The organism is Pseudomonas sp. FSL W5-0299, assembly GCF_005930655.1.
GTDB classification, from domain to species: domain Bacteria; phylum Pseudomonadota; class Gammaproteobacteria; order Pseudomonadales; family Pseudomonadaceae; genus Aquipseudomonas; species Aquipseudomonas mandelii.
This window is the reverse complement of record NZ_RXHX01000003.1, coordinates 44,286-66,212: the sequence shown is the minus strand read 5'-3', so window position 1 is coordinate 66,212 and position 21,927 is coordinate 44,286. Positions and strand designations below refer to the sequence as shown.

The following is a 21,927-nucleotide window of genomic DNA, read 5'->3' as shown; positions in this document are numbered from 1 at the left end:
CTTAGGTAGTCATCCATTGTGACTTCATTGAACGAGCGCCCTTTGGAAGATCGGAGGTGTGGAATGAACCCAGTAACACCTGACGGTCGTTACTTTGTTGTCAAAGGGCAGCTGTGGCGATGTTCTAATCCATCGCTTAAGGAGGATGTGCGGCAGAGTCTCGTAGATGAGCTCATGGCAGCTCGACGTGAGGTGAAGAAAGCTAAGGCTTCGGGAGACGCATCGCAAACGAAGCTGGCTCGGGAAAAGGTGCAAAAGGCCAAGGTAGCGCTCGGTGAACGGGGCCCTGTCTGGTGGGAAGATGATAGTCCTGACCTCAACAGGTACCGGGTGACGAATACTCCGTATGCGGAGTGGTTCAGCTCGCTTCATGAAGCCGAATAACTGCCGGTTCAAGGTCAATATCTGAGTGGTGATGCCAGTGGCCAATTTGAGCACGCCTTCGACACGATTATCTGCGCCCCGGTCCGGGTTGTAGCCCGCCTCCAGCCAGACCTCCTGTGATTGCTTGTTGCGCCTCACAAAACGTTCACGTATTTACTTGCCCTGCCAAGTGCTGCCAGAACCTACGGCCGTCCGCACTGCCCGGGTAGTCAGGAAAATAGACGTCTGGGGCTTATGTACTCAAACCGACATCACTTGGCCGGTACCCTTCAAGACGTCAGTCAGACACAGCGGTTCGGCATTCAACCGGGGCGCGAAATACCATGCTGGCGCAGTTTGCGGTAGAGCGTATTACGGCTGATCCCCAGGCGGGCGGCGACATGAGCGATGTGCCAATGTTCCGCCTCAATCAACGTTAGCAGTGTTTGCCGTTCGGACACTCCAAGTGGGTTTTCGGCTAACACGGCTGGAACGGCCGGTAGCAACTCCGCCAAGTCCTCCAGAGTGACACGTCCCTCCATCGACAACGCTATCAGTGTGCGCAGACACGTACGCAGCTGCCGGACATTACCCGGCCAAGGATGCGTCAGCAAACGCTCTCTAACTCCGGCCTCGAGCCGAATCCTTGCATCTTTTGTCTCTTCGCGCAGTAGAAGGTCGAGCAAACGACCCTTGTCTGAACGCTCACGTAACGGTGGGAGCTGCACGGAGAAACCGGCAATGCGATAAAACAAGTCTTCGCGAAAACGCCCTTCGACCACACAGGTGTGCAGATCCTGGTGGCTGGCACTGATAAGGCGAATATCGAGCGGACGTGCCGTCGCGCCGCCTAGGGGCACCACCTGACGTTCCTCCAGCACCCGCAGCAGGCGAGTCTGCAACGCCAGGGGCATATCGGCGATCTCATCGAGAAATAGAATGCCGCCATGGGCTTGCTCCAGCTTACCGATCATTCCGTCCTTGCGTGCGCCAGTAAAGCTGCCGCCGTGATAACCGAACAGCTCGCTCTCGATCAGCGTTTCTGGAATGGCCGCGCAATTGATCGCTACAAACGGCTGGCTAACCCTGGAGCTGGCGCGATGCAGCGCAGCAGAAAAAGCTTCTTTGCCTGTACCGGTTTCACCTTGTAAAAACACGGGTACGTCACGCTCCAAAACACGCAATGCGCGAGCAAAGCCGCGTTGCAAGCGCGGATCTTCGAGACACACTTGCCCGTCGTCAATTTTGGGGATTGCAGGAGTGCCGGAAGGCACTCGGCGTAAGGGTTCTCGCAACTGTCCGTAGAGCTGGCGTCCGTCCAGCAGCCGCATTGGCCAGCAGACACTTGGCTGCGAGCTGGCCTGACTCATCACCTGATCGAGAGGTGTCTCCAACAGCATCGTCAGAGATTGCCCAACCACCTGCTCACGGCTGAGGCCCAGCAGCTCGAGCGCCGCATGATTGACTGAACAGATACAAGCGCTCTCGTCGAAACTGAGCAACCCCTCCCCCAACAGTCCGACGTAGCCGGACTCCGGGTGGAAGCGCAGCAAGTATCGCTGCGGATCATGCCCCAGGAAATAACAGCTCTCGATCAAATGGGCCGTCAGGTTGGTCAATGCCATTGCTTTGAAGTGCTGCTGAAGACCTTGTTCTTCTCGCACAGAAGAGAGGTTAAGAACGGCGAGCAACTCTCCGCTCGCATCAAATATCGGGCTGGCCGAACAGGTTAAGCCGGCATGCTTGCCACGGAAATGTTGATCACGACGGATAGTGACATGCTGTCGCTCGACCAGGCAGGTGCCGACACCGTTGGTTCCCTCACAATCCTCGCTCCATACCGAACCGAGCCAAAGTCCGGAACGCTGCAATTCGGCTCGTTCGGAGTCATTGAACACGCTGTCGATCGCCACACCGCGAGCGTCGGTGAGTAGCACCACGTGGCCATCACGTCCGAGCTGTTGGTGCAAGTTGCTCATCTGCCAGTGAGCCACAGCGATGATGTGTTCCAGTGGCGCGCGGTGATCCTGCAAGCGTGGATGCTCAACCACGTTAGGTGCGCGGCGACTGGCAGGATCGAGCTGATATTGATCCAGGCACCGGCGCCAGGATCGTGTGATAGCCAAGTCAGCAATAGGGCCATGGGTGGCGTGAGTACCCTGCACGGCTTGCAGCACTTGTTGTGCATGGGCGTTGATCAAGGCCGGCTTCATTATTCTTGTTCTCCGTTACGGTTAGGACACGGGTCTGTTCGCAGCTTATATGAAAAGATCGCAACCAGCGCTTTTTGCACCGAGTGACACTCTGTCATCCACCATTTTCAGAATCGTGACAGATCTGCGAATCCAAGCCTGAGCAACACCGCAGCAGCCGCTCTGCAATGGGGCTTTCGCGAAGGTGGCCCGAGCCTTGCTCAGGGGCAAGTTGTACAAAAACAACAAGATCGGAGAAGCCCCATGAACATCGCTTTTGAAACACCTCTGCACACGCCAACTGCTCAACTCGCGGCTTGGGTCGAAAACCTCGGCGAGCGTCTCGCCCAACGTGATGTGGACGGCGTACTGGAACTGTTTGCCGAAGAGTGTCACTGGCGTGACCTGCTACTTTTCAGCTGGAACCTGGTGACCCTCGAAGGCAAGCCTGCCATCCGAGACATGCTCGAAGCACGCCTCGACCAGACTCGTCCTGAGCGATGGAAACTGGAAGGTGAAGCGACGCTGAATGACGGTGTGCTCGAAGGTTGGATCAGCCTGGAAACCGAAGCGGCGCGAGGTAAAGGCTACGTTCGCCTAAAAGACGGTGTGTGCTGGACGCTGTTGACAGCCATGCGCGAGCTCAAAGGCTTTGAAGAACCCAGTGGCCGCCGTCGTCCAATGGGTGCAAGTCATGGTCACACCCACGCCGACAAACGCAACTGGTTAGAGCGTCGCCAAGATGAAGAAGCTTCGCTAGGCATTACCACCCAACCTTACTGCCTGATCGTTGGTGGCGGCCAAGGTGGGCTGGGGCTCGCTGCGCGGCTCAAGCGAATGGGCGTGCCAACTCTGATCGTCGACAAAGCCGAGCGTCCTGGAGATCAGTGGCGCGGTCGCTACAAGTCGCTGTGCCTGCACGACCCTGTCTGGTACGACCATATGCCTTACCTGCCCTTCCCCGATCACTGGCCAGTCTTCACCCCAAAAGACCAGATTGGAGACTGGCTGGAAATGTACACCAAAGTCATGGAGCTCAATTATTGGCCGCGTACCGAATGCGTGAGTGCCAACTTTGACGAGCAAAGTGGCACCTGGAAGGTTGAAGTGCAGCGCGATGGCGAGCGTGTGACTTTACAGCCCACCCAGTTGATCCTCGCCACTGGCATGTCTGGCGTCCCCAACGTTCCTGTTTACCCGGGTGCTGAGATTTTCAATGGCCAGCAGCACCATTCCAGCCGCCACCCAGGCGGGGACGCCTGGCGCGGCAAGCGCGCGGTTGTCATCGGTGCCAACAACTCTGCTCACGATATCTGCGCCGACCTTGTGGAGAACGGTGTCGAGGTGACCATGGTGCAGCGCTCCAGCACCCACATCGTACGCTCCGACAGCTTGATGGAGCTGGTCTTCGGCGGGCTCTACTCCGAAGATGCCTTGGAGTCGGGTTTGACCACCGACAAGGCCGACATGCTGTTCGCCTCTATCCCCTACAAAGTGATGCCAAACTTTCATCAACCCATCTTTGAGGCGATCAAGGAGCGTGACAAGGACTTCTACGAGGGTTTGACCAAGGCCGGCTTCATGCTCGATTTCGGTGATGACGAATCTGGCCTTTTCATGAAGTACGTCCGCCGTGGTTCTGGTTACTACATCGACGTCGGCGCCTGCGAACTCATCGCTAACGGCACGATCAAGCTCAAAAGCGCGCCAGGCCTGGGTGTCGAACGCATCGAAGCAGATGCCGTCGTCCTCAACGATGGCAGCCGCCTACCTGCAGATCTGATCGTCTACGCCACGGGCTATGGCTCAATGAATGGGTGGGCGGCGAAGCTGATTTCCCAGGAAGTCGCTGACAAGGTCGGCCGTTGCTGGGGACTGGGGTCTGGAACCACGAATGATCCTGGTCCGTATGAGGGCGAACTGCGCAACATGTGGAAGCCCACACAGCAGGAAAACCTCTGGTTCCACGGTGGCAACCTGCACCAGTCACGGCATTATTCGCTGTATCTGGCGTTGCAGTTAAAGGCGCGCTTCGAAGGCATCGACACATCCATCTACGGCCTTGCAAAGAGTCATCACACTGGCTGAGTCAGAAGGCGCCCAACCGAGGTTGGGCGCTCAATCGGCACGGAAACGCTGGCTGAGCGATCCTTGAAAATGCTCCAGCAGAAAATCCACGAACACTCGTGTTTTGGCCGGCAAAGCTTTTCGGGACGAGAAGTACACCGAAACGACACCTAGATCCACATACCAATCCGGTAACAAACAGTACAACCCATCCATATCCTTGAGGGTATAGTTTTTTCCGTAGAGTTTGGCGTTACGAACGGCGGTATCAGTCAAAGGCATGAATACATCTCCTCGTCTCGTTCGATTGAGGAGAGATGTACGGGTCCGGCGATGCGTCATCTATCTGGAAACGGCTATCAGCAAAGCCCGGATTTCAATGTACTCATTGATGTACTTAAAATTCGTGGCTGCAGGTAGATTTCGGTAGAATTCGCCGGAACGAAAAAAGAGGCCGAAGCCTCTATTTTCTAGATTTGCAGAGCTCAATGGAGCTCTGCAAAACAACATCTGGAGCGGGAAACGAGACTCGAACTCGCGACCCCGACCTTGGCAAGGTCGTGCTCTACCAACTGAGCTATTCCCGCGTCTTGGTGTGGCGCATTCTATAGAATCCAGAAGCCCCGTCAACCCTTTGATTCAAAAAAGTTTTATTTCTTTTCCACGTCGGTCTTCAGATGCGGCCAGGCAGCCCGCAGGTATTGGACCATGGACCACAATGTCAGGCCGGCAGATACCAGCAGCAAGGCATAACCGATCAAGACCCAGAAGGTAAAGTCCGATGGATTGGCCAGCAGGATCACCAGCGCCAGCATTTGCGCGGCGGTTTTCCATTTGCCCAGGTTCGACACGGCAACGTGAGCCCGTGCACCGAGTTCGGCCATCCACTCGCGAAGTGCCGAGACGACAATTTCGCGACCGATGATGACGGCCGCCGGCAGCGTGAGCCACAGGTTGCCGTGTTCTTGCACCAGCAACACCAGCGCAACGGCCACCATCAGCTTGTCAGCCACGGGGTCAAGGAACGCCCCGAATGGTGTGCTTTGCTCCAGACGACGGGCCAGATAACCGTCCAGCCAGTCTGTGGCGGCGGCAAATGCGAAGACCGAAGCGGAGGCCATGTAGCTCCATTGGTACGGCAGGTAGAACAGTAAAATGAAGATCGGGATGAGCAGGACGCGTAGAACGGTAATCAGATTAGGGATATTCATCGGCACAACTGGCTACGAGGTGAGGTGGCATTCTACTCGCTGTGTAGATTTGCATAAATCAACTCTGCGAGCTTTTTACTGATCCCGGGTGCTTTGGCGATCTCTTCGATGCTGGCACGAGACAGCTCCTGCAATCCACCAAAATGTTTTAACAAATCTCGGCGGCGTGTCGGTCCGACGCCTGCAACGCCCTCAAGTGTCGAGGTGCGCCGGGTTTTACCACGGCGGGCCCGGTGCCCGGTAATGGCGAAACGGTGGGCTTCATCGCGTATCTGTTGAATCAGATGCAGCGCGGGGGAATCACCGCGCAAGGTAAATTCGTGAGCTGCGTCGTTGAGGTACAGGGTTTCAAAACCGGCCTTGCGCGTCGCCCCCTTGGCCACGCCCAGCAGAATCAGGTCAGGCACCGCCAGCTCATTGAGCACGTCGCGGGCCATCGACAGCTGACCCTTGCCGCCGTCCACCAGCAGAATGTCCGGCAACTTGCCCTCCCCGTCCTTCAGTTTACTGAAGCGCCGCGTCAGGGCCTGGTGCATGGCTGCATAGTCGTCGCCCGGGGTGACGCCTTCGATGTTGTAACGACGATAGTCGGACTTGATCGGGCCTTCCGGACCGAACACCACGCACGACGCCACGGTGGCTTCGCCGCTGGAGTGGCTGATGTCGTAGCACTCCAGGCGCTGTGGCGGCTCGTCCAGGTTCAAGACTTCTGCCAGGGCATCGAAACGCGCGGCGACGTGTTGACGGTTGGCCAGCCTCGCGCCCAACGCCTGCTCGGCATTGGTGACCGCCAATTGTTGCCAGCGTGCTCGCGTACCCCGTACCCGATGGCTGATGGTCAACTCGCGACCGCGCAGCTCTTCGATGGCCACAATGAGGGTCGGAAAGTCTTCGTGAACCACGTTGACGATCAGTTCGCTCGGCAGGTCGCGCTCAGGACTGGTAATGAAGTACTGGCCGAGAAAAGCAGCCATGACCTCGGAAACGTCCTCGTCGATGCCGACCTGAGGGAAGAAGTTCTTGCTGCCCAACACCCGCCCACCGCGCACGCTGATCAGGTGAACACAGGCACCACCCGGATTGACGAACGCAGCGATCACATCGATATCGCCGGTTCCGCCTTCCATGCTTTGCTGATCCTGGACTCGACGCAGCAGAGAAATCTGGTCACGCAACTCGGCGGCGCGCTCGAACTCGAGGTTGATCGCCGCCTCTTCCATGCCCGCGGACAACTCGTCGGTCAGCGCATTGCTGCGGCCTTCAAGGAACATCACTGAGTGGCGAACGTCCTCGGCATACACTTCGGGCTCTACCAGCCCGACACACGGGGCCTTGCAGCGCTTGATCTGGTATTGCAGACAAGGGCGCGTGCGGTTCTTGTAATAGCTGTCTTCGCACTGGCGAACAAAAAACGTTTTTTGCAGCAAGCTCAAGCTTTCGCGAATCGCGCCCGCGCTGGGATATGGACCGAAATACTTGCCCTTGGCCTTTTTCGCACCGCGATGAATGCTCAGACGAGGAAACTGGCCATCCGAAAGAAAGACGTAAGGGTAGGATTTGTCATCGCGCAGCAGGATGTTATACGGCGGACGCCACTCCTTGATCAGCGTCTGCTCAAGCAGCAAGGCTTCCGTTTCGTTGGCCGTGATGGTGGTTTCGACCTGGGCGATACGGGCGACCAGCGCCGCCGTCTTGGGCGCGAGACCGGATTTGCGGAAGTAGCTCGACAGGCGATTTTTCAGGTTCTTGGCTTTGCCGACATACAGAAGGCGAGCATCGCTGTCGAACATGCGGTAGACGCCGGGGCGCCCACTGACGGTCGACAGAAAAGCGCCTGGATCAAAGACTTCGGTCATTTTCAGAGGCTGGCATCGACCATGCCGTGACGCACCGCCAACAGCGTCAGCTCGACATCACTGCTGATCGAGAGCTTCTCGAAAATGCGGTAACGGTAAGTGTTGACCGTTTTGGGCGACAGGCAGAGCTTGTCGGAAATGATCTGGACTTTCTGACAGCCGACAATCATCAATGCGATCTGGATCTCGCGTTCCGACAGCGCGTCGAAGGGCGAATCGTTGGTGGGCTGAAAGGATTTGATCGCCAGTTGCTGCGCAATCTGCGGGCTGATGTAGCGTTGCCCGGCAAACACCAGGCGAATGGCCTGGACCATTTCCGGCAACCCGGCGCCCTTGGTCAGATAACCGGCGGCACCGGCCTGCAGCAGCCGCGTAGGAAATGGATCTTCCTCGCACACGGTGACCGCGACGACTTTGATGTCCGGATGACTGCGCAATAACTTGCGCGTGGCTTCAAGACCGCCGATCCCGGGCATCTTGACGTCCATCAGCACCACATCGGGTTTCAACTCACGCGCTTTAAGCAGGGATTCCTCCCCCGACTCAGCCTGGCCGACTACTTGCAGGCCATCGATGTCAGCCAGCATTCGTGTAATGCCTGTACGAACGAGATCATGGTCATCGACTACTAGCACCCTAATCAAGCAGACACCTCGCGATATGGTCTTATTGGGTTGCCGGACACCTTAGCAAAAAGCGACTGGCAGACCTAGCGGCAAGCGCTATATAAAAAGTTTCAATACATCTTGAAAGGCTTGTCGCTAGCGTGTTTCAGCGATACAGCTCATCGAGATCACGCTGCATTCTCAGGAAACACTCGTCTTGGCCGGCTACCTTCAGTCCTTTTCTCTCGTACAGCGCTTTGGCCGGATTCGTTTCAAAAACTGTCAGGCGTAATGCTGGACGCCGTTCCTTGCACGCCATGGCCAATACCTGATCGATCGCCCAGGAACCGGCACCCTGCCCCTGAAACGCTTCCAGCACGTGCAATTCGCGGATATACAAAGCCCTGGAGTCGCGACTGAGGCTCACATAACCCAGCAAGACATCGTCCCGGACAATCAACCAGTTCTCGCGCCCGGCCCAGGCGACATCGAACGCCTCGTCCTGCCAGAGCAGGTCATTTTGAATGTAATAGCGGAGCATGTTGCGACAGGTCAGTTCGCGAGCGAAATCAAGGTCTCCGGATGTTGCCGGGCGCCAGTCAAAAGCCATTAAAACCTCCGCAGGTGCCAACGATCAGTGTCGTCATGGTTCGCCCTTGTGACATCACTCGTGAGCGACGCCCAAAGTGTGTCACAAACCTCGACCACTCAAGCGATAGAAAAGGTGATCGGTCATCGATAGCATTTTCTGATTGAAACCGCGCACCAGCCTCTAGTAAGCTCGGGGCATTCATCGGAGACAGACCATGTTCAACGCCCTCTCACAGCTTCGTACCGCCAGCGCCTCGCGCTCGGTTACGGCTGCCCGGGCGACTGACGTTTGTGCTCCGGTCAGCTTTTATTTTGGGTATTGGTTTAGCCACTGGCGCGCCTGATACCCACACGGCGCCCACTTTAAACGGGTCGCCACCAGAGAATTCTCAACCCCCGGTCGGCTTCCCGACCGGGGGTTTTGTTTTTTCAGCCCCTGATTTTTTTGCGACACACCAGACAACCAGAGGATTTACGAAATGAACTACGCCACTTATTACCGTTACGACAGTTTTTCCGCCTGGCGATTTAGCAGCCTCCGCTCGGGACAGCCTGCCGCCTCCGATCGGTCACCCACAGGTGGCAAGCACACACACGCAGCCAATCCGGCCAATTGTCGAACACCCCAGTAGGGCCGAGCGCGCGGGAACGAACCCGCCGCCAGCCCAGGAAGCCTGAATATGAACTCGTCCGTTTCTGCTCTGCCGCTGTCCACCTTGAGTCCCGCCAATGAAGCGCTGACCCTGCGTCTGCCCAGCTCGTTGCAACTCAAGCAGCAACTGCCCCTCAACAACGCCCTGACCCGGCAAGTCGCCGCCCACCGCGACGCGGTCCGCGCGATCCTCAACGGTGAAGATTCCCGTCTGCTGGTCATCGTCGGCCCTTGCTCGATTCACGATCCCCAGTCCGCCCTCGAATACGCCACCAACCTCGCTCGCCTCGCCGCCGAAGTCAGCGACCAGCTGTTGCTGGTAATGCGCGCCTACGTCGAAAAGCCCCGCACCACGGTCGGCTGGAAAGGCCTGGCCTACGACCCGCAGCTTGACGGCAGCGATGACATGGCCGGCGGCTTGACCCTGTCCCGTGAACTGATGCGCGAGATGCTGCACCTCGGCTTGCCAATTGCCACCGAACTGTTGCAACCGATGGCGGCCGGTTACTTCGACGATCTGCTGAGCTGGGTCGCCATCGGTGCCCGCACCACCGAGTCGCAAATCCACCGGGAAATGGCCAGCGGCCTGAGCATGCCCGTCGGATTCAAGAACGGCACCGATGGCGGCGTGGCCGTTGCCAGCGATGCCATGCGTTCGGCCGCCCACCCGCATCGTCATTTCGGTGTCGACAGCCAGGGGCATCCTGCGATCATTCAAACCCCTGGCAATCCCGACACCCATCTGGTGTTGCGCGGCGGTCATCGCGGGCCGAACTACGATCGCGACAGCGTCGCCCAAGTGAACAGCGACTTGACCCGACTCAAGATCCCCGCACGGATCATGGTCGACTGCAGCCACGCCAACAGCGGCAAAGACCCGGCTCGTCAGCCCGCCGTATTCAACGATGTGCTTGAGCAACGCCTGCAAGGCGATCAATCGCTGATCGGCATGATGATCGAGAGCCATTTGTTCGAAGGCTGCCAGCCCTTGAGCCCATCGCTCCGCTACGGCGTATCGGTGACTGATGGCTGCCTCGGCTGGACCGGAACGGAACACCTGTTGCGACAGGCCGTCGACCGGCTGCGGGCACAGAACGGCGTTCAGCGACCGGCATAACCACCGCCGACCTTCCAGCCCTCGATTCGAGGGCTGGGCGTCTGAAAAGCGAATCGGTTGACAGGTAAACGGCGTTGACACAGTAGGCCGTTGCATTGATGCGCTCGGCGAGCGACAAAAAGATGTCCAAATATTCCGAACGGGACCTCAGGCTCTTTCGAACTTTCCTACGTTTTCTATACCTTTTTCATCAACTTACAGCGGATTCCTCATACATCGCCGAGCCGCTGGTGTGCTTTAGAGTGAGCCCATATTCACCTCTCTGAACCATCGCGAAAAAGGAATGAACATGCTACGGAATGCAACTACTCAGTATCCAATCCTGTTGATCCACGGCCTCTTCGGCTTTGATCGCATTGGCAAAGTCGAACTCTTCCATGACGTCAAGCAGGCCCTCAGAAGTGCCGGTGCAAGAGTGTTCATCCCCCACCTCTCGGCTACCCAAAGCAACGAAGTGCGCGGTGACCAACTGTTGGCACAGATCGAACGGGTGCTGGAAGGAACCGGCGCCCACCAGGTCAACCTGATCGGTCACAGTCAGGGTGCCCTCGCGGCACGTTACGCCGCCGCCATCGCGCCAGAGATCGTCGCGTCGGTGACTTCGGTCAGCGGCCCGAACCACGGCTCGGAACTGGCCGATTTCCTGCGCAAGGCCCTCACACCGGGACGCCTGCCGGAACACGTGGCGGCCACGGTTGCCACGCTGTTTGCTGATTTTCTGTCGTTGCTCAGCGGTCATCAGCATTTGCCGCAGAACGCCATCGCCGCGCTCAACGCCTTGACCACCGAAGGTGTGGGCGCGTTCAACGACAAATACCCGCAAGGACTGCCGAAAACCTGGGGCGGCAAGGGGCGCGAACTGGTGAACGGCGTGCGTTATTACTCCTGGAGCGGCACAATGCAGGGTGACCTTCTCGATAAAGGGTTGGGGGCGGTCAGTCCGCTGCACGGTTTCCTCCAGGCCTTCTCTCGCTACTTCACCACCGAGGCAGAGCAAAATGACGGCATGGTGGGCCGCTACAGCTCCCATTTAGGCAAAGTCATCCGTTCCGACTATCCGCTGGATCATCTGGACAGCCTCTGTCAAACCGCCGGCCCGCTGCGCAAGGGCATCGATCCGATTGCCTTGTACGTGCAGCATGCCGAGCGCCTGAGAAATGCCGGCCTATAATCTGTCCGGAACTTTGTCGAGAAATAGGCCACTGAATCCGGTAGGCTCCGCACTTTACTGAACATTGAAAGGAGAATTTTCCATGGCTAAAGCCACTGCCCGTCACATCCTGGTTAGCTCGGAAGACAAGTGCAACGAACTCAAGGCCCAGATCGAAGGCGGCGCTGATTTCGCCGAAGTTGCCAAAGCCAACTCCACTTGCCCATCCAGCCGCCAGGGCGGCGACCTCGGCTCGTTCGGTCCAGGACAGATGGTCAAGGAGTTCGACACCGTCGTCTTCAGCGCACCTATCAACGTGGTGCAAGGCCCGGTCAAGACCCAGTTCGGTTACCACCTGCTGGAAGTGACCAGCCGTCAGGACTGATCAGCACTCTGATATTCTGCACAGCGGCCCGCCTTTTGGCGGGCCGTTGTGTTTCGGATACGTAATACGGCTGGCGAGGGACGCGCCGCTAGCGTACAAATTGCGGTTATCGACCACCCGGCTCTAAGGCTGACAATGCGACTGGCTTTCCCCACTTTGTTGTTCACTGCCATGGCCCTGCTGTTGAGTGCCGTCGGTGTGAATGCTGCACCGCAACATGCGTTGACCGTGTACGGCGAACCGGCGAAGTACCCCGCCGGCTTCAGTCATTTCGCCTACGCCAACCCGCAAGCCCCCAAGGGCGGCACGATGCGTCGCTCGGCCATCGAGATCGGGCATTTCGACCATATATTGCCGTACATCGACAAAGGCATTGGCGTCACGCAGATCGACGGCTTGCTCTACTCGCCCCTGGCCCAGCGTTCGCTGGACGAACCCTATACCGTGTACGGTCTGGTGGCACAGAAAATGGAGCGCTCCGACGACGGTATGTCGCTGCGCTTCTATTTGAATCCGAAGGCGCGTTTCGCCGACGGCACACCGATCACCGCCCAGGACGTGCGCTACACCTTCGACCTGCTGATGACCCAAGGCAGCCTGCGCTATCGCACCCAGTTCGCCGACGTCAAAGGCGTCGAAGTCGAAGCGCCGCTAACGGTCCGGTTCGACTTCAAAAGCAACGAAAACCGTACCTTGCCCCTCGACATCGCCACGTTGCCGGTATTTCCCGAACACTGGTGGAAGACCCGTGACTTCGCCAATGGCGGTGGTTATGAGGCGCCATTGGGCAGCGGCCCTTATAAGGTGGGCAAGGTCGACTCCGGCCGCAGCATCACCTTCGAGCGCAACGCCACCTGGTGGGGCAAGGATTTGCCGGTCAGCCGCGGCCTCTACAACTTCGATCATTTCAGCATCGAGTACTTCGGCGATACCGACGTCGCACGCCAGGTCCTGCGTGGCGGCGCCTATGACTACAACCGCGAATTCTCCGCGACCGGTTACTCCATCGGCTACGAAAGCCCGGCCCTGAGCGACGGTCGCCTGCAAAAAGCACATCTGGCCACAGAAGCCCCGCAATCGGCCCAGGGTTTTGTCTTCAACCTGCAAAAACCGATATTCCAGGACCGCCGAGTGCGCCAGGCCCTGGCCATGCTCTGGGATTTCGAGTGGAGCAATCGGCAGATGATGCGCGACCTGTACATCCGCCAGCAAAGCTTCTTTTCCAACACCGACCTCGCCGCCCGCAAACTGCCGGACGCCGGCGAGCTGGCCATTCTCGAACCGCTGCGTGGGCAGATTCCCGACGAAGTCTTCACCCAGGTCTTCGAAGCGCCGAAAACCGATGGCAGCGGTCTGATTCGCGACAAACAATTGCAAGCGCTGGACTTGCTCGAGCAGGCCGGCTGGAAACCCGACGGCGACCAACTGGTCAACGCCGAGGGCACGCCGCTGAGTTTCACTTTTCTGGTCAGCCAAAACGGCATGGACCGATTGCTCCTGCCATACAAGCGCACCTTGAAACAGATCGGCATCGACCTGAACATCCGCCGCATCGACGCGTCCCAGTATGTGAATCGCCTGATGAGCCGCGATTACGACATGATCGTCACCGGCTACCCGGTCACCACTTCACCGGGTGGCGAGCTGTTCAACTACTTCGGCTCGGTCTCGGCCAACGACCCCGGCGCCAACAACTACATGGTGCTGAAGAACCCGGCGGTCGACACCCTGATCAACGGCCTGGTCCGCGCCAACACCCAGCCCGAAATGCTGCGTTACGCCCACGCACTGGACCGGGTGCTGCAATGGAACTACTACTGGATTCCCAACTATTACCCGCCGGGCACTTCAACGGTGTGGTGGAACCGGTTCGGCATGCCCAACGAGCAGGCCAGTAATGACGAAGCCATCGAAAGCTGGTGGGAAGTGAGCACCACGCCGCTGACCAACCAGCAGATGACGGCGGAAAAAATCCGCCGTGGCACACCCGGAGGCCCGCATTGATGTGGGCTTACATACTGCGGCGTCTGCTGCTGATCATCCCGACGCTGGTGATCATTCTTCTGGTCAACTTCGTCATCGTCCAGGCTGCGCCGGGCGGTCCGGTGGAGCAGGCCATCGCGCATTTGCAAGGCATCGGTGGCGCCAGTGTCGGCGGCGGCTCCGGGGAGACCATGTCCGGCACCTCCCGGGCTAGTCGCGGTCTCGACCCGCAATTGATCAAGGACATCGAAAAGCAGTACGGCTTCGACAAGCCCGCACACGAACGCCTGTGGCTGATGCTCACCAGCTACGCGCGCCTGGACTTTGGCAAGAGCTTCTTCCGCGGCGCCACCGTCACCGACCTGATCCTGGAAAAAATGCCGGTAACCATTTCCCTCGGGCTATGGGCGACGCTGATCACGTACCTGGTGTCGATTCCGCTGGGCATCCGCAAGGCTGTGCATCATGGCAGCCATTTCGACATCTGGAGCAGCACGGCAATCATCATCGGTTACGCGATGCCGGCGTTCCTGTTCGCGATGTTCCTGATCGTGGTCTTCGCCGGTGGCACCTCGCTGAACTGGTTCCCGGTGCGCGGACTGGTGTCGGACAACTTCGAATCGCTGTCGACCGTGGGCAAGATCGCCGACTATTTCTGGCACTTGGTGCTGCCGGTGACGGCGTTGGTGATCGGCGGTTTCGCCACGCTGACGATCCTAACCAAGAACTCGTTCCTCAATGAAATCACGCGCCAGTATGTGGTCACCGCACGGGCCAAAGGCTTGAGCGAACGACGCGTGCTGTACGGCCATGTGTTCCGCAATGCGATGTTGCTGGTGGTGTCGGGGATTCCCCAGGCGTTCATCAGCGTGTTCTTCGCCGGGTCGCTGCTGATCGAAGTGATTTTCTCCCTCGATGGCCTGGGGCGCATGAGCTATGAGGCTGCTGTGTCGCGGGACTATCCGGTGGTGTTTGGCTCGCTGTTTATCTTCACGCTGTTCGGGCTTTTGATAAAACTGATCGGCGACCTCTGCTACACCCTGGTCGACCCGCGTATCGACTTCGCCGCGAGGAACGCCTGATGTTCAAGCTCTCGCCGTTAGGCCGTCGCCGCTTTGAACGCTTCAAGAAAAACCGTCGGGGCTGGTGGTCGCTGTGGCTGTTCATTGGCCTGTTTCTGCTGACCTTGGGCGGTGAGTTGATCGCCAACGACAAACCGCTGGTGGTCAGTTATCAGGGCCAGTGGTACTTCCCGGTATTCAAGCGCCACACCGAGCAGGAGTTCGGCGGGCAACTGCCATTCCAGGCTGACTATCGCAGCGACTACGTGCAAAAGCTGATTCACAAGGACGGCGGCTGGATGCTGTTCCCGCCGATCCCGTTCAGCGATGACACGCCCAACTATGAACTCAATACACCGGCGCCGAGCCCGCCCTCCAGCGTCAACTGGCTGGGCACCGACGACCAGTCCCGGGACGTCATGGCCCGGGTGATTTTCGGCGCACGGGTGTCGATCCTGTTTGCGTTGATGCTGACCTTCGTCAGCGCCTTGATCGGCATCGCCGCCGGCGCTTTGCAAGGCTATTACGGCGGCTGGGTCGACCTGCTGGGTCAACGCTTGCTGGAGGTCTGGTCCGGTCTGCCAGTGCTGTACTTGCTGATCATTCTGTCGGGGTTCGTCGAACCGAATTTCTGGTGGCTGCTGGGGATCATGGCGCTGTTTTCCTGGCTGGCGCTGGTCGACGTGGTGCGCGCCGAGTTCCTGCGCGGGCGCAATCTGGAATACGTCAAAGCCGCCCGGGCGCTGGGCCTCACGGATCGAAAAGTGATTGTCCGGCATATCCTGCCCAACGCCATGAACGCGACCTTGAGCTACCTGCCGTTCATTCTCACCGGCGCCATCTCCACCCTCACGGCCCTGGATTTTCTCGGCTTCGGCATGCCGGCCGGCAGCGCATCGCTGGGCGAGCTGATCGGGCAAGGCAAGCAGAACCTGCAAGCGCCGTGGCTGGGGCTGACGGCGTTTTTCACCCTGGCGCTGATTCTTTCCTTATTGGTGTTTATCGGCGAGGCGTTGCGCGATGCCTTTGATCCCCGATCCTGACGCGGACTGTAGATATGAGTACCAACCTGATCGAAATCCGTGACCTCAGCGTGGCCTTCAATGGCCAGACGGTGGTGCGCAATCTGTGCCTGGACATCCATCCCGGCGAATGCCTGGCATTGGTCGGCGAATCGGGCTCCGGCAAATCGGTGACCGCCCACTCGATCCTGCAACTGCTGCCCGAGACCGGCACCCGGACCACGGGCAGCATTCGCTATCGCGGCAAGGAGTTGCTCGGTGCCACGCCCCAGGTGTTGCGTGAGCTACGCGGCAACCGGATCGCGATGATCTTCCAGGAACCGATGACCTCGCTCAACCCGTTGCACAGCATCGAAAAGCAGATCGGCGAAACCCTGCTGGTGCACAAAGGCCTGACGGGCAACGCGGCGCAAGCGCGGATTCTGGAGTTGCTGCAACTGGTCGGCATCCAGAAACCCAAAGAGCGGCTCAAGGCCTATCCCCATCAGCTCTCCGGTGGCCAGCGGCAACGGGTGATGATCGCCATGGCCCTGGCGTGCGAGCCGCAGTTGCTGATCGCCGACGAACCCACCACGGCGCTGGACGTGACAGTGCAGCGCAAGATTCTGATTCTGCTCAAGTCCCTGCAACAGCGTCTCGGCATGTCGCTGCTGTTGATCAGCCACGACCTCAATCTGGTGCGCAGCATCGCTCAGCGTGTGTGCGTGATGAAGGCCGGGGAAATCGTCGAAGAGGCCACCTGCGAAACGATCTTCACCGAACCGAAACATCCCTACAGTTGCGTGCTGCTGAACGCCGAACCGGAAGGCGAAGCCCTGCCCCGGGACGAGCGCGAGAACGTTTTGGAAGTGGACAACCTGCGCGTGCAGTTTGCCCTTGGTGGCGGCTTGTTCCAGCGCAAGACGTATCTGAACGCGGTGGACGGCATCAGCCTCAACATTCAGCGCGGCAAGACCCTGGGCATCGTGGGCGAGTCCGGTTCGGGCAAATCGACCCTGGGCCAGGCGATTCTGCGTTTGCTCGATTCCGAAGGCAGCATTCGCTTTCAGGGCGAGGCACTGGACGGTCTGACGCAAAAGCAGTTGCGGCCATGGCGCAAGAAGATGCAGGTGGTGTTCCAGGACCCCTTCGGCAGTCTCAATCCACGCATGTCCGTGGCGCAGATCATCAGCGAAGGGCTTGAAGTGCATAGCCAATTGACCGCTGATGAATGCAAAGCCGAAGTGATTCGTGCACTGGAAGAAGTCGGCCTCGACCCGCAAAGCCGTGATCGCTATCCCCACGAGTTCTCCGGTGGCCAGCGTCAGCGCATCGCCATTGCCCGGGCGCTGGTGCTGAAACCGGCGCTGATTCTGCTCGATGAACCGACCTCGGCACTGGATCGCACCGTGCAGAAACAAGTGGTCGCCCTGCTCCGCCAACTTCAGGAAAAACACGGCCTGACCTACCTGTTCATCAGTCATGATCTGGCGGTGGTGCGTGCCCTGGCCCACGACATGATCGTGATCAAGGACGGCAAAGTGGTGGAAAGCGGTGCCAGCCACGACGTATTCGATTCGCCGCAGCATCCGTACACCAAAGAGCTGTTGGCGGCGGCGCATACGCGGTAGGCATAATCGCGTCCACATCGATGAACCGCGTCGCGGCCTTCGCGGGCAAGCCTCGCTCCCACAGGTTTTGTGGTTATCGCTGAATTTGTGGCTCGACACAAACCCTGCAGGAGCGAGGCTTGCCCGCGAAGAGGCCCGCCAAGACAACACACATTCTGGACATGAAACCCATGAACACCACCGAAAGCCTCAAGGACTACCAGCGCGTTCGCCTGCTGGCGATCCGTTCGCTGTTCGAGATCATCGAGCAATCCAGCGAGGGCACGGTGATTGTCGACCGCGACGCGAATATCGTCTGGATGAACGAGCGCTATGCCCGCCGCTTCGGCCTGGAATCAGCCGAAGTGGCCATCGGCAAAGCGTGCGAAAGCGTGATACCGGGCAGCTTGTTACGTGAGGTGGTTCGCACCGGTCGCCCGATTTTGCTGGATATGCAGGACACGCCGAAAGAACCCCTGGTGGTCATGCGCTTGCCGATCCACGACGACGCGGGCGCCGTCATCGGCGCCATTGGTTTTGCGCTGTTCGACGAATTGCACAGCCTGTCTCCGATGCTCAAACGCTACCTGAGCATGCAGGAAGAACTGGCCTCTACCCGCTCGTTGCTGCGGTCGCGGCAGACCAAATACAACTTCGCCCACTTCATCGGGACCAGCGCCGCCAGCCTGGAAGTCAAACGCCGCGCCCGGCGCAGTGCCAGTGCCGAGTCACCGGTGCTGTTGCTCGGCGAAACCGGCACCGGCAAGGAGCTGCTGGCCCAGGCGATCCACGGCGCTTCACCCCGCGCGCACAAAGCCTTCGTCAGCATCAACAGCGCAGCGATTCCCGAGTCGTTGCTCGAAGCCGAATTCTTTGGCACCGCGCCGGGCGCCTTCACTGGCGCCGATCGCAAAGGCCGGGCCGGCAAGTTGCAGATCGCCCAGGGCGGCACGCTGTTTCTCGATGAAATCGGCGACATGCCGCTGCCGCTGCAAAGCAAGTTGCTGCGCGTTTTGCAGGAAAAGGAATTCGAGCCGGTCGGTTCCAATGAGGTCATCCAGAGTGATGTGCGAGTGATCGCAGCGACCTCCATGGACCTGGAAGCGGCGATCAAGCGCGGCGAATTTCGCGCCGATTTGTATTACCGGCTCAACGTGCTGCCGATCAACGTGCCGCCTCTGCGCGATCGTCTTGATGACTTGCCAGCGCTCAGTGAAGCGATCCTTGAGGAACTTCGCAGCCAGCATGAGCTGAACACCGAAGCCTTGGACCTGCTGGCGCATCACGCCTGGCCGGGCAATATCCGTGAGCTGCGCAACGTGCTGGAACGCGCGGCGCTGCTCAGTGATGACCTGGTGCTGAATGCAGGGGACATCCGCGCGGCAATCGGGACGTTCACACCGGTGACGCGTGTGGCGCCGAGGGTCGTTGAGGCCGTTGCGCATGAGACGTTCAGTGAGGCGCGGGAGCGGTTTGACCGGCAATTGATTGAATCTGCCCTGGCGCAATGCGGGGGCAAGGTGATTGAAGCGGCGGCGCGCCTGGGGCTGGGGCGGTCTACTTTGTATAAGAAGATGGTGGCGCTAGGGATTGCCGAGTCTCCATAAAGAGACATTGATCTCTATTGGTAGATAGGGCCTCTTCGCGGGCAATCCTCGGTTCTACGGGACCAAAGCGCTCTTGTTTGTGCGCACGACCGCAAATCATGCAGGAGCGAGGCTTGCCCGCGAAGGCACTCTCACAGCCGCAAAAAAATCTCGAATAAGAGACAAATCATTCAGAATCACCTTACAAATAAATAAATATCCTTATATTTCAATGCCTTAAATAAATGGCACGAATCTCGCTAAAGCCCTCTCCCACAATAGTTCCACCCTACAAAAATAACAAACCAGGAGACACACCATGAGTGTGATCATTGCCTTGGCAGCCCTCGCGCTGCTGATGCTGGCTGCTTACCGTGGCTACAGCGTTATTCTCTTCGCCCCGATTGCCGCCCTCGGCGCCGTCTTGCTCACCGACCCTTCCGCCGTCGCCCCTGCCTTCACCGGGGTGTTCATGGAAAAAATGGTCGGCTTCATCAAACTGTATTTCCCGGTGTTCCTGCTCGGCGCGGTGTTCGGCAAGCTGATTGAGCTGTCGGGATTCTCACGCTCCATCGTCGCGGCAGCGATTCGGTTGCTCGGTACACGTCAGGCGATGTTGGTGATCGTGTTGGTCTGCGCCCTGCTGACTTACGGCGGCGTGTCGCTGTTTGTGGTGGTGTTCGCGGTCTACCCGTTTGCCGCTGAAATGTTCCGCCAGAGCAACATCCCCAAGCGCTTGATCCCGGCGACCATCGCCCTCGGCGCGTTTTCGTTCACCATGGACGCCTTGCCCGGCACCCCACAGATCCAGAACATCATCCCCAGCACCTTCTTCAACACCACCGCGTGGGCGGCGCCGTGGCTGGGCGTGATCGGCGCGATCTTCGTAGTCTGCGCCGGCATGCTGTTTCTCCAACGCCAGCGCAACAAGGCGCAGGCCGCCGGTGAAGGTTATGGCACCGAACTGCGCAACGAGCCGGAAACCGCGGCCGACATCAAACTGCCGAATCCATGGATTGCCCTGTCGCCGTTGCTGGCCGTCGGCATCATGAACCTGCTGTTTACCCAGTGGATTCCGCAGTGGTATGGCAAGACCCACAGCCTCGCGCTGCCGGGCATGGCCGCGCCGGTCACCACCGAAATCGCCAAGCTCACGGCGATCTGGGCGGTGCAAGCGGCCTTGCTGGTCGGCATCATCATGGTGCTGGTGTTCGGCTTCCAGGCGATTCGCGGCAAGTTGGCCGAGGGCAGTCGAAGTGCAGTCAGCGGTTCATTGCTGGCGGCGATGAACACCGCGTCGGAGTACGGTTTTGGTGCGGTGATCGCTTCCTTGCCGGGCTTCCTGGTATTGGCCGACTGGCTCAAGAGCATTCCCAACCCGTTGGTCAACGAAGCGATTACCGTAACCCTGCTCGCCGGTATCACCGGTTCGGCGTCGGGCGGCATGAGCATTGCGCTGGCGGCCATGGCCAATGACTTCATCGCTGCGGCCCACGCTGCCAACATTCCGTTGGAAGTGCTGCACCGAGTGGCTGCGATGGCCAGTGGTGGCATGGACACCCTGCCGCACAACGGCGCAGTGATTACCCTGCTGGCGGTCACCGGCCTGACCCACCGTGAAGCCTACAAAGATATTTTCTGTATTACGCTGATCAAGACCCTGGCGGTTTTTGTGGTGATCGGTACTTTCTACGCCACTGGCATTGTGTGAGGTATTCATGACGACTCTTTCGGGCAAGACTGCACTGGTCACCGGTTCCACCAGCGGCATCGGCCTGGGCATTGCCCTGAGCCTGGCCAAGGCTGGCGCCAATCTGATTCTCAACGGTTTCGGCGATGCGTCCAAGGTGATTGCCGAGGTCGAGCAGTTCGGTGGCAAGGTCGGCCATCACCCGGCCGACGTCAGCGACCCGGTGCAGATTGCCGACATGATTGCTTATGCCGAGCGTGAGTTCGGCGGCGTCGACATCCTGGTGAACAACGCCGGTATCCAGCACGTAGCGGCGGTAGAAGACTTTCCCGTGGAACGTTGGGACTCGATCATTGCGATCAACCTGTCGTCGGTGTTTCACAGCACCCGCTTGAGCCTGCCGGGCATGCGCACCAAAGGTTGGGGGCGGATCATCAACATTGCCTCGGTGCATGGCCAGGTGGGCTCGGTGGGTAAAGCCGCCTATGTCGCGGCCAAACATGGCGTGATCGGCTTGACCAAGGTCGTCGGGCTGGAAACGGCAACGACCAATGTGACCTGCAACGCCATTTGCCCGGGCTGGGTATTGACGCCGCTGGTGCAGAAGCAGATTGATGCTCGCATAGCGACCGGGATCGAGCCGCAACAGGCGCAGCATGATTTGCTCGCGGAGAAGCAGCCGTCGCTGGAATTCGTCACCCCGCCGCAATTGGGCGAACTGGTGTTGTTCTTGTGCAGTGAGGCCGGAAGCCAGGTGCGCGGCGCGGCGTGGAATATTGATGGTGGGTGGTTGGCGCAGTAATTCGG

The 21,927-nt window shown here is 59.0% G+C and carries 18 protein-coding genes and 1 tRNA gene; 12 read left to right on the top strand and 7 right to left on the bottom strand.

Annotation, left to right across the window (positions count from 1 at the left end; all coding sequences use genetic code 11):
• The first annotated feature begins 63 nt into the window (after positions 1-63).
• The gene (locus FHL16_RS34350) at positions 64-384 is read left to right on the top strand and encodes a hypothetical protein (protein WP_077747713.1); all 321 of its coding nucleotides are present in this window, start codon (positions 64-66) and stop codon (positions 382-384) included.
• 302 nt (positions 385-686) lie between these two features.
• Here FHL16_RS34350 and FHL16_RS05830 read toward each other — a convergent pair whose 3' ends face one another.
• Positions 687-2,576, bottom strand: a complete 1,890-nt coding sequence (locus FHL16_RS05830) for a sigma-54-dependent Fis family transcriptional regulator (protein ID WP_077747712.1) — start codon at positions 2,574-2,576, stop codon at positions 687-689.
• A 243-nt stretch (positions 2,577-2,819) separates the two neighbouring features.
• Here FHL16_RS05830 and FHL16_RS05825 point away from each other — a divergent pair, with 243 nt between their 5' ends.
• Positions 2,820-4,643: an NAD(P)/FAD-dependent oxidoreductase gene (locus FHL16_RS05825; protein WP_077747711.1), complete on the top strand. Its 1,824-nt coding sequence runs from the start codon at positions 2,820-2,822 to the stop codon at positions 4,641-4,643.
• 30 nt (positions 4,644-4,673) lie between these two features.
• Here FHL16_RS05825 and FHL16_RS34345 read toward each other — a convergent pair whose 3' ends face one another.
• The 6 genes from FHL16_RS34345 to FHL16_RS05795 form a co-directional block, all read right to left on the bottom strand.
• Positions 4,674-4,904 (bottom strand): hypothetical protein, encoded by a 231-nt coding sequence (locus FHL16_RS34345; protein ID WP_077747710.1) that lies wholly within the window; start codon positions 4,902-4,904, stop codon positions 4,674-4,676.
• Between the two features lie 229 nt (positions 4,905-5,133).
• Positions 5,134-5,209 (bottom strand) — tRNA-Gly (locus FHL16_RS05815).
• A 63-nt stretch (positions 5,210-5,272) separates the two neighbouring features.
• On the bottom strand, positions 5,273-5,833 hold the full coding sequence (gene pgsA / locus FHL16_RS05810; RefSeq protein ID WP_010460829.1) for a CDP-diacylglycerol--glycerol-3-phosphate 3-phosphatidyltransferase: 561 nt from the start codon (positions 5,831-5,833) through the stop codon (positions 5,273-5,275).
• Between the two features lie 32 nt (positions 5,834-5,865).
• Positions 5,866-7,689 carry an excinuclease ABC subunit UvrC gene (uvrC, locus tag FHL16_RS05805; protein ID WP_077747709.1) on the bottom strand — a complete coding sequence of 608 codons (1,824 nt, stop codon included), beginning with the start codon at positions 7,687-7,689 and terminating at the stop codon, positions 5,866-5,868.
• Positions 7,690-7,691: 2 nt separating this feature from the next.
• On the bottom strand, positions 7,692-8,333 hold the full coding sequence (gene gacA / locus FHL16_RS05800) for a response regulator transcription factor GacA (RefSeq protein ID WP_008015884.1): 642 nt from the start codon (positions 8,331-8,333) through the stop codon (positions 7,692-7,694).
• A 127-nt stretch (positions 8,334-8,460) separates the two neighbouring features.
• Entirely contained in the window at positions 8,461-8,904 is a 444-nt protein-coding gene (locus FHL16_RS05795; protein ID WP_010460839.1) for a GNAT family N-acetyltransferase, read from the bottom strand.
• Positions 8,905-9,565: 661 nt separating this feature from the next.
• On the opposite strand from FHL16_RS05795, the gene FHL16_RS05790 reads away from it, so the two are divergent.
• The 10 genes from FHL16_RS05790 (at position 9,566) to hbdH (ending at position 21,922) form a co-directional block, all read left to right on the top strand.
• Positions 9,566-10,654: a 3-deoxy-7-phosphoheptulonate synthase gene (locus tag FHL16_RS05790; RefSeq protein ID WP_077747708.1), complete on the top strand. Its 1,089-nt coding sequence runs from the start codon at positions 9,566-9,568 to the stop codon at positions 10,652-10,654.
• A gap of 289 nt (positions 10,655-10,943) precedes the next feature.
• A complete protein-coding gene (locus FHL16_RS05785; protein ID WP_077747707.1) occupies positions 10,944-11,825 on the top strand; it encodes an esterase/lipase family protein in 882 nt (293 codons plus the stop codon).
• An 82-nt stretch (positions 11,826-11,907) separates the two neighbouring features.
• Positions 11,908-12,189: a peptidylprolyl isomerase gene (locus FHL16_RS05780; protein WP_007912303.1), complete on the top strand. Its 282-nt coding sequence runs from the start codon at positions 11,908-11,910 to the stop codon at positions 12,187-12,189.
• Between the two features lie 135 nt (positions 12,190-12,324).
• Positions 12,325-14,193: an extracellular solute-binding protein gene (locus tag FHL16_RS05775; protein ID WP_077747706.1), complete on the top strand. Its 1,869-nt coding sequence runs from the start codon at positions 12,325-12,327 to the stop codon at positions 14,191-14,193.
• Entirely contained in the window at positions 14,193-15,254 is a 1,062-nt protein-coding gene (locus FHL16_RS05770) for a microcin C ABC transporter permease YejB (protein WP_010460849.1), read from the top strand. Before FHL16_RS05775 ends, FHL16_RS05770 begins: the two co-directional genes overlap by 1 nt.
• Positions 15,254-16,276 (top strand): ABC transporter permease, encoded by a 1,023-nt coding sequence (locus FHL16_RS05765; protein WP_010460851.1) that lies wholly within the window; start codon positions 15,254-15,256, stop codon positions 16,274-16,276. Before FHL16_RS05770 ends, FHL16_RS05765 begins: the two co-directional genes overlap by 1 nt.
• Before the next feature lie 14 nt (positions 16,277-16,290).
• Entirely contained in the window at positions 16,291-17,865 is a 1,575-nt protein-coding gene (locus FHL16_RS05760; RefSeq protein ID WP_077747705.1) for an ABC transporter ATP-binding protein, read from the top strand.
• A gap of 170 nt (positions 17,866-18,035) precedes the next feature.
• The gene (locus FHL16_RS05755; protein WP_077747704.1) at positions 18,036-19,451 is read left to right on the top strand and encodes a sigma-54 interaction domain-containing protein; all 1,416 of its coding nucleotides are present in this window, start codon (positions 18,036-18,038) and stop codon (positions 19,449-19,451) included.
• 298 nt (positions 19,452-19,749) lie between these two features.
• A complete protein-coding gene (locus tag FHL16_RS05750) occupies positions 19,750-21,141 on the top strand; it encodes a GntP family permease (RefSeq protein ID WP_010460857.1) in 1,392 nt (463 codons plus the stop codon).
• A 7-nt stretch (positions 21,142-21,148) separates the two neighbouring features.
• Entirely contained in the window at positions 21,149-21,922 is a 774-nt protein-coding gene (gene hbdH, locus FHL16_RS05745; RefSeq protein WP_010460859.1) for a 3-hydroxybutyrate dehydrogenase, read from the top strand.
• Positions 21,923-21,927 lie beyond the last annotated feature (5 nt).

What these genes read in the sequence shown, in the direction of transcription:
- FHL16_RS05825 (WP_077747711.1), top strand. Translation starts at nt 2,820, where the DNA reads ATGAACATCGCTTTTGAAACACCTCTGCACACGCCAACTGCTCAACTC.
- FHL16_RS05775 (WP_077747706.1), top strand. Translation starts at nt 12,325, where the DNA reads ATGCGACTGGCTTTCCCCACTTTGTTGTTCACTGCCATGGCCCTGCTG.
- FHL16_RS34350 (WP_077747713.1), top strand. Translation starts at nt 64, where the DNA reads ATGAACCCAGTAACACCTGACGGTCGTTACTTTGTTGTCAAAGGGCAG.
- FHL16_RS05780 (WP_007912303.1), top strand. Translation starts at nt 11,908, where the DNA reads ATGGCTAAAGCCACTGCCCGTCACATCCTGGTTAGCTCGGAAGACAAG.
- hbdH (WP_010460859.1), top strand. Translation starts at nt 21,149, where the DNA reads ATGACGACTCTTTCGGGCAAGACTGCACTGGTCACCGGTTCCACCAGC.
- FHL16_RS05760 (WP_077747705.1), top strand. Translation starts at nt 16,291, where the DNA reads ATGAGTACCAACCTGATCGAAATCCGTGACCTCAGCGTGGCCTTCAAT.
- FHL16_RS05785 (WP_077747707.1), top strand. Translation starts at nt 10,944, where the DNA reads ATGCTACGGAATGCAACTACTCAGTATCCAATCCTGTTGATCCACGGC.
- FHL16_RS05770 (WP_010460849.1), top strand. Translation starts at nt 14,193, where the DNA reads ATGTGGGCTTACATACTGCGGCGTCTGCTGCTGATCATCCCGACGCTG.
- uvrC (WP_077747709.1), bottom strand. Translation starts at nt 7,689, where the DNA reads ATGACCGAAGTCTTTGATCCAGGCGCTTTTCTGTCGACCGTCAGTGGG.
- pgsA (WP_010460829.1), bottom strand. Translation starts at nt 5,833, where the DNA reads ATGAATATCCCTAATCTGATTACCGTTCTACGCGTCCTGCTCATCCCG.
- FHL16_RS34345 (WP_077747710.1), bottom strand. Translation starts at nt 4,904, where the DNA reads ATGCCTTTGACTGATACCGCCGTTCGTAACGCCAAACTCTACGGAAAA.
- FHL16_RS05795 (WP_010460839.1), bottom strand. Translation starts at nt 8,904, where the DNA reads ATGGCTTTTGACTGGCGCCCGGCAACATCCGGAGACCTTGATTTCGCT.
- FHL16_RS05830 (WP_077747712.1), bottom strand. Translation starts at nt 2,576, where the DNA reads ATGAAGCCGGCCTTGATCAACGCCCATGCACAACAAGTGCTGCAAGCC.
- FHL16_RS05765 (WP_010460851.1), top strand. Translation starts at nt 15,254, where the DNA reads ATGTTCAAGCTCTCGCCGTTAGGCCGTCGCCGCTTTGAACGCTTCAAG.
- FHL16_RS05750 (WP_010460857.1), top strand. Translation starts at nt 19,750, where the DNA reads ATGAGTGTGATCATTGCCTTGGCAGCCCTCGCGCTGCTGATGCTGGCT.
- FHL16_RS05790 (WP_077747708.1), top strand. Translation starts at nt 9,566, where the DNA reads ATGAACTCGTCCGTTTCTGCTCTGCCGCTGTCCACCTTGAGTCCCGCC.
- FHL16_RS05755 (WP_077747704.1), top strand. Translation starts at nt 18,036, where the DNA reads ATGAACACCACCGAAAGCCTCAAGGACTACCAGCGCGTTCGCCTGCTG.